Source organism: Pseudoalteromonas sp. S2721, assembly GCF_005887425.1.
Lineage (GTDB): Bacteria > Pseudomonadota > Gammaproteobacteria > Enterobacterales > Alteromonadaceae > Pseudoalteromonas > Pseudoalteromonas simplex.
In genome coordinates, this window is record NZ_PNCZ01000011.1 from 49655 (window position 1) to 56947 (window position 7293).

Sequence of the window (7293 nt, forward strand, 5' to 3'; positions counted from 1 at the left end):
TTAGTTTTATCCATTTTAATTTCTCTTTCACAGATTCTAATTTCTTTTAATTAGAATTTGAGCTCTATTTTTTGATGTTGACAAATATATTTTGCGTTAGGAATATGCTCATATTTATGTCATTTGCTCTTTCTTGGGCGTTGAATACTAAGATGTTGATCAGCTAGGGCAAATTAAAATGGAGAACACGCATATGAACACAAATCAACAACCAAAGTTTTGTCGTACATGGAAAGGGGAAAGTGAACGCTATTTAAACGTCGCTCGGCTTAAATCTATCGCAGCCATTATGTTGCTGTACTCTCAGTCAGGTTATGCAGATGAAAGTTTTGATGTTCACAGCCATCTAAGTGGCGGTTGGTTAGGGGCAAGAGATAAGCTAGCAGAGCAAGGTGTGGATGTTCGCTTAGGCTACTTCAGTCAAGCAGCTCACAACTTAAAAGGGGGAGAAAGTACAGAAACGGCTTATGCCGATCAGTTTTTTGCCGGTGGCTACTTTAATTTAGAAAAATTGCTTAATTGGTCGGGTGCCGAATTTAAGGTGGAGCTTACCAACCGTAATGGCGAGCTTATTAATGAAAAAGCAAACCTGCCAGTTTTGCTGCAGTCGCAACAAATTTATGGTCGTGGCAATGTAACGCGTTTAACTCAATTCTCTCTAACTCAGCATTTATTTGAAGATCAACTTAGCATTAAAGTGGGTCGAATTTACCCAAGTGCTGATTTTTTTGCCATGAGTTGTGCCTTTCAGCACCTAACATTTTGCAGTGGTGGCTCATCCAATTATTTGAGTAGTAGTTGGTATGGTGACCCCCTCAGTGCATTAGGCGTGCAACTAACATACAAAGTCACTGATAATTTGCTTTTTAAACTAGGCAGTTATGATGCAAATCCTGCAACCATGTCATTAAATCAAGGGTTAAAATTAACAACATCAGGAGAGGTTAACGGCACGACCTTGGTAGGTGAGTTGGAATATAAACGCCAATACAAGAATGGGTTAGATGGAGATTATCGATTTGGCGTTGTCCGCAGCAGTTTAGATAAAACTAAATTAGTCAATAATGCGGGTTACCCTGATGGCACGACAAGTGATATGGTCGCTATAGAAGATACTGATAATGCATTTTATTTTAATATTGAACAACAGCTAACTCGAAATAGTTCAGGAGGTGGCTTACGTATCTTTGCGAGTATGATTCACGCAGATCAAAGTGTCAGCGCTATAGGCGAAGTTTTGGCTTTTGGCGGATATATTGATGCACCTTTAGTTAGTAGACCACACGACCGTATTGGTTTTGCAGTGGGCCTAAACAGTGTGAGTAATGAGCTTAATGATGCTCAGCGCTTTTATAACGCGAATTTTTCAGATGATGAAGTAATCGTAAGAGACCATGAGTACCCGATTGAGTTAAATTATAACTATGTTGTTACCCCAGCAATACAGTTAATGCCTAGTATTCAGTATATCATCGACCCTAATGGTGATAATGATGCTGAGAATGCAATGATTGCAGGTTTGCAGCTAAGTTTTAATTTTTAGTTAAAGCTTAAACCGACGTTATTTGGCAGCGAGTGCACGACTTTTGTTGTGCAGTTGCGAAGGGCTTGCGGTTATTGTCTCTTTGTGAAATACATAGGCACCTCACTAATATTTAACAAAATTTAGTAAGGTGTCTTGTTAGTTTAGAGTGTGAACCCTAAAATTGTTATTCATGACAGATTATGTATAGAATAGCCGCTGAATAGCTGATTTTTCTAATCATTTACCTCATTTATTGTTCAAACAGGCGTATAAAATGGCTTCAATTCCTAGCAATGATAATCAAAAATTAGAGGAAGCAGCGAGGGCTGGCTGGCTCTACTATGTTGCTGGTAAAACACAAGATGAAATAGCTAAGCAACTTAATACGTCTCGCCAATCTGCGCAAAGGCTTGTTGCTTTAGCAGTATCTCAAGGGTTAATAAAAGTACGATTAGAACATCCAATTCGACGCTGTATGGAGCTTGCTGATGCGCTACAAAATCGATACGGTTTGCTTAGTTGTGAAGTGGTGCCTAGCGAGAGTAACGATATTAATTCTACCATTGGCTTGGCTCAAGCGGGTGCCGCAGAAATTGAAAGACAACTAAAGCAGCGCCATGCAAAAATCATTGCGTTTGGTACTGGAAGAGTGTTGCGCGCATGCGCAGAAGAGCTACCTACGATGCAATGCCCACACCATCGTATTGTATCTTTAGTTGGAAATATTGCTCAGGATGGCTCAGCAAGTCGCTATGAAGTAGCTATTCATGTTGCAGAAAGGGTTGGTGCGCAACATTTCCCTATGCCAGTTCCAGTTATAGCAGAATCTGAAGCTGATAAAGCAGGTTGGCAGCAATTAACGCATGTTAAAAATGTACATCAACTGGCATCACAAGCGGATGTTTCATTTGTTGGTGTTGGAGATTTAGGAATAAATTCTCCCCTTCATTTAGACGGCTTTGTTACTCGGCATGAACTAGCTGCGCTTGACGCTATTGGTGCAACAGGTGAAGTAATTAGCTGGATTTTCGATAGTGAAGGTCATCTCGTCGAATCAGAAATAAATAATCGCGTGACGAGTGCGGTACTTTCTCCATCAAATGATAAACGTGTTATTGGGATTGCTGCGGGTGACAGTAAAGTGCCAGCCATTGCAGGAGCGATCGAATCAGGAATGATCAATAGTCTCATTACAAATGAACTAACAGCAGAAGCACTGTTGCTGAGGTAAGTCTTGGTATGACTAAACTGACTAAATTGGTAACAAGTGACAGTTTTACAGCTGTTTATGATTTTTAAAAACGAGTCTAACTATACTCTCGGAGACATTATGAAACACCTGATGTTTAGCGTGTTTATACTTTTAATGCTCAGTGCTTGTGAAGATAAGCCAGAGCCAAAACAGACAGAAGTACAGCAAACACCTGAGGTAACACTTCAGCAGCAGTTCGACAGCTACCAAGGTTTAGCTTGGCAAGTTGTAGAGGCACTACAAAACCAATCAGCTGCTCAGCAATTACAAGACCTGACGTTCAAGTTAATTACTTCATCAACAGGTTTGTTTTTAAACCTAAAAGCACAATTGCCAGAGTGTGAGGCAAGTTTGCATGCGCTGGCAGACGCAACAGAGTTTCAACAACAAAGTGATGACGCAGATGCATTGCAGAATGAAATGACAATTAATGTAGAGCCAGAACTACCTGAGTTTGCTGCACCAAGCTGTTATCACGCACAAAAGTTATTACTTAATCCACTTGCAGTTTATAAATTAGCGCAACAAGCTGATTTAGCTACGAGTGATTACCAAAATGCTAAATTAAAAATGACTGATAGTTTTGCCCGCATTAAGCAACTTGAGCTCATCACCGCTATTGAGTAGTCTGCACTCGTCATAGCCTTGCCATAAAATTGTCATACAAGGTTGATAATTTACCCACCTATTTGTATTACTAACGCTAGGTGTAAGGTGAACGCACAACTACAGCAGATCTTAGATAACAGTGCAATTGAGACCTTGTTTCAACCTATCTTTGATATTTCTAATCAACATATTTTGGGCTATGAGGCATTAAGCCGCGGCCCAAAAGGGTCTGAATTAGAAATGCCGAGTGCATTATTCAGCGCAGCAATTGCTTGCCATAAGATCTCTGAATTGGAGCTACTTTGCCGCAGTAGAGCAATTGAGAACTTTGTGAAACTCAATTTACAAGGCAAGTTATTCTTAAATGTAAGCCCTAAAACCTTACTCGACCCTTGCCATCCTAAAGGTGAAACATTACACCTAGTTGAACACTTTGGCCTTGCAACTAACCGGGTAGTAATTGAAGTTACAGAGCAAGAAAAAGTCGATGATGGCTTTTTATTGTTAAAAACCATTGCTCATTATCGTGAGTTAGGTTTTTCGATTGCCATTGATGACTTAGGGGCTGGCTATTCGGGCTTAAAGCAGTGGTCTGAGCTATGCCCTGAGTTTGTAAAAATAGACCGCTACTTTATCGACCACTGCGATCAGAGTGTGGTTAAAAAAGAGTTTTTAAAGTCAATTATAGAGCTTGCAAAAGCCACCAATACGCAAGTTATCGCAGAAGGCATAGAACGGGCAGAGGAGCTTCGTTTACTCGAAAGCTTAGGTGTGCAACATGCACAAGGCTTTTTACTTGAAAGGCCGAGCTTACAGCCAAGTTACGAAATAAATATTCACTGCTTAAAGCACTTAGAGTCATCAGATAATAGCAATACTTTTGAGCAGTCTATGGCGATTGGTTGGTTGGCGGTCGAGCACGCCAGCATAGAAGCAACAACCCGCTGTAAAGATGCCCACAGTATCTTTGAGCAAGATAAAACGCTAACTAGTCTTGCCGTATTAGAGCACAATATTCCTGTTGGTTTATTACACCGAGATCAACTCACTGAAGTGTTTGCTGCTCCCTATGGCCATGCACTTTATGATAAGCAGCCAGTTACTTCTTTAATGGATAAACAGCCGTTAATCGTTGACGAAAACGAGTTACTCGATACGGTGAGTCAGCAAATTACCGAGTTTGAGTTTGATATTCGACGCCATATTGTGATCACTCGAAATGGTGAATACTTAGGTTTGGCGCCATTGCGTAATATCTTAAAACACATTACCGAAGAAAAAATCCGCCATGCACAACATGCCAACCCGCTGACTATGCTGCCGGGTAATGTCGCGATTAACGAAGCAATTGAGCTGAGACTTCGTAATAATTATCCGTTCTCACTCGCATACGTTGATTTAAACCACTTCAAACAATTCAATGACCTGTACGGTTATGCCAGTGGTGACAGCGTTATAAAATTACTTGCTGAAGTCATCGTCGAGGCCTGTAGTACTAGCAAAGGGTTTGTCGGGCACATTGGCGGTGATGACTTTATGGTGGTGTTTGACAAAAATGATGCAGAGCAAGTTTGCCATAACATTATTAGTAAGTTTGAGCTGCAGTCTCGGGCCTTTTTCACACCAGAACATATTGAGCAAGGGGGTTATTGGGCAAGCAATCGAGAAGGTAAAAAGCAGTTTGTGCCACTGCTTACATTATCAATCGGTTTAGTTAAGCCTGATTTAGAGCTATGTATTAACAGCCACCAAGTCGCAGCGCTGGCAACTGATGCGAAAAAAGAGGCCAAACGTTATCAGAGTAGCCACTTGTTTGTATGTAAACGTAGCCGACCAGCCCCCGCAGTGGTACGTTTAAGCAGCCATAAAGATGAAGCGATATCTGCCCGCTCATGAAGAAATTTTAAGTTTGCTTAATTTTACTTGTGTCCCTGTTTAACTGGGTGTAGCTTAAAAAAAACACAATAAACAAAATAACAATGAAGCGACTATGTAGTGCAATCCTAGTATTGCTAAGCCTAGGATACAGCCTTACCACAGAAGCTAAAAATGTGGTCAATTTAGCGATTGAACAACGCCCACTTTATAAACGCGATTATTACCTTCATGAATTGCTGGCAGCGGCTTTACGCGCCAGTAATTATCAAGCAGAAATCAACGAAGTTCTGGTTCACCCTCATCAACAGCGCACTTTGCTGATGCTCGATGAAAAGCAGGCCGATGTGTTTTGGAGTATGACAAGCCCCGAGCGAGAACACCTTGCAATAGCAGTCAAAGTACCTCTGTTTAAAGGCTACATTGGTAAACGCGCATTACTCACTAAACGAGCGTTTCTACCGCGTTTTAAAGATGTAAAAACGAAACAAGATTTAGCGCAGTTTAGTGCCATTCAAGGCCATGATTGGCCTGATACAAAAATCCTTGCGCAAAACGGCTTAACAGTCAGGCCACTGGCAAATTATCAAGCGATGTTTAACTTAGTGATTAGAGGGCGAGTAGATTATTTTCCACGTTCGTTTATTGAAGTCATGTCTGAAATGGAACAAATCAAAAGTGACGAGCTGGTTATAGTGCCTAACCTTTATATTAGTTATCCAACAGCATTTTACTTTTTTGTCAGTAACCACAAGCCTGAACTAGCTGAGGTATTATTAAAAGGGCTCAACATGATGAAAAGCTCGGGCGAATTTGAGCAATTATTTGCCAGTTACTTTGCTGAAGACTTAGCTAAGTTGCCATTTAAAGAAGGTGAAGTCATAGAGATAAAACTCGACAATGATTATTTTCAGCCACAAAAAAAGGAGCCTTAGCTCCTTTTTTGCATTTTTACATTACAACCGCTATTAGCGAAGTAGTGACTCAGTTAACACTGGGCGAATTTCACGAATGATCGCTTGAGTTAACTTAGGTGCACCACAAATGATGTTGCCGCTTTGGTTATAGTTAATACCACCTGCGAAATCAACAACCATACCGCCAGCTTCTTTAACTAAAAGCTCGCCTGCTGCTGTGTCCCATGGCTTAAGGCCAATTTCAAAGAAACCATCAACACGACCCGCTGCAACATAAGCCATATCTAATGCAGCAGAACCTGCACGGCGGATATCAGCAGTGTGCACGAAAAGTGCTTTAAACGCTTCAGAGTATGCGTCTAAGTGGTGCTTTTGTTTGAATGGGAAACCAGTTGCAAGTACAGAACCTGCTAACTCGTTAGTTTTAGTTACGCGTAAACGCTTGCTGTTAAGCTGTGCGCCTTGACCACGAGAAGCCGTGAATAATTCACCGCGGATTGGATCATAGATAACAGCTTGATCTAAACGACCTTTAACTTTAAGTGCAATAGATACTGCGAAATGAGGGATACCCTTGATGAAGTTAGTTGTGCCATCAAGTGGGTCTACAATCCATTGGTAATCTGCATCTTTACCTTTATGCTCACCAAGCTCTTCACCTACGATAGTGTGATCTGGGTAAGATTTTAAAATAGTGTCACGAATTGCGGCTTCAGCTTCTTTGTCGATGTTAGTCACTAAGTCGTTAGTGCCTTTTTGTTGTACATCAACTTTTGATAAGTCTTCACTTGCGCGAAGTAAAATTTTGCCTGCGTTACGCGCAGCGCGAACCGCAATGTTTAACATTGGATGCATAGCATTACCTTTGGGTTGTAAAAGAACGAATATATTTAAGCCGGCGTATTCTAGCGATTTCTAGCGTAAAGTAAACAATAAACTCGAATAAATTAGGTTGTTTTTTGTACGATTCTGATTTTGTTATTGATTTAATTTCAGAAGAAGGGGTTAGTGGTCAGAGGAAGTGGTTAGTCGTCAGAAGTTAGATATCGTTGAGCCGTCAGCCGTCAGCCGTCAGCCGTCAGCCGTCAGCCGTCAGTTTGAAATTTGCATTCTGA

General features: G+C 41.0%; 6 protein-coding genes. 5 read left to right on the top strand and 1 reads right to left on the bottom strand.

The window, feature by feature from the left end; genetic code table 11:
* The first annotated feature begins 193 nt into the window (after window positions 1-193).
* The 5 genes from CWC02_RS05285 (at window position 194) to CWC02_RS05305 (ending at window position 6196) form a co-directional block, all read left to right on the top strand.
* Window positions 194-1543, top strand: a complete 1350-nt coding sequence (locus tag CWC02_RS05285) for a carbohydrate porin (RefSeq protein ID WP_171043818.1) — start codon at window positions 194-196, stop codon at window positions 1541-1543.
* Window positions 1544-1799: 256 nt separating this feature from the next.
* Entirely contained in the window at window positions 1800-2756 is a 957-nt protein-coding gene (locus CWC02_RS05290; RefSeq protein ID WP_138616872.1) for a sugar-binding transcriptional regulator, read from the top strand.
* A 99-nt stretch (window positions 2757-2855) separates the two neighbouring features.
* Window positions 2856-3404: a hypothetical protein gene (locus tag CWC02_RS05295; RefSeq protein ID WP_054552493.1), complete on the top strand. Its 549-nt coding sequence runs from the start codon at window positions 2856-2858 to the stop codon at window positions 3402-3404.
* 87 nt (window positions 3405-3491) lie between these two features.
* Window positions 3492-5282 carry a GGDEF domain-containing protein gene (locus CWC02_RS05300; RefSeq protein WP_054552494.1) on the top strand — a complete coding sequence of 597 codons (1791 nt, stop codon included), beginning with the start codon at window positions 3492-3494 and terminating at the stop codon, window positions 5280-5282.
* A gap of 83 nt (window positions 5283-5365) precedes the next feature.
* Entirely contained in the window at window positions 5366-6196 is an 831-nt protein-coding gene (locus CWC02_RS05305) for a substrate-binding periplasmic protein (RefSeq protein WP_138616874.1), read from the top strand.
* 33 nt (window positions 6197-6229) lie between these two features.
* On the opposite strand, the gene suhB is transcribed toward CWC02_RS05305, so the two are convergent.
* Window positions 6230-7033, bottom strand: a complete 804-nt coding sequence (gene suhB / locus CWC02_RS05310; protein ID WP_054552496.1) for an inositol-1-monophosphatase — start codon at window positions 7031-7033, stop codon at window positions 6230-6232.
* Window positions 7034-7293 lie beyond the last annotated feature (260 nt).

Coding starts and splice junctions, on each gene's coding strand:
- CWC02_RS05285 (WP_171043818.1), top strand. CDS start 194: ATGAACACAAATCAACAACCAAAGTTTTGTCGTACATGGAAAGGGGAA.
- CWC02_RS05290 (WP_138616872.1), top strand. CDS start 1,800: ATGGCTTCAATTCCTAGCAATGATAATCAAAAATTAGAGGAAGCAGCG.
- CWC02_RS05295 (WP_054552493.1), top strand. CDS start 2,856: ATGAAACACCTGATGTTTAGCGTGTTTATACTTTTAATGCTCAGTGCT.
- CWC02_RS05305 (WP_138616874.1), top strand. CDS start 5,366: ATGAAGCGACTATGTAGTGCAATCCTAGTATTGCTAAGCCTAGGATAC.
- suhB (WP_054552496.1), bottom strand. CDS start 7,033: ATGCATCCAATGTTAAACATTGCGGTTCGCGCTGCGCGTAACGCAGGC.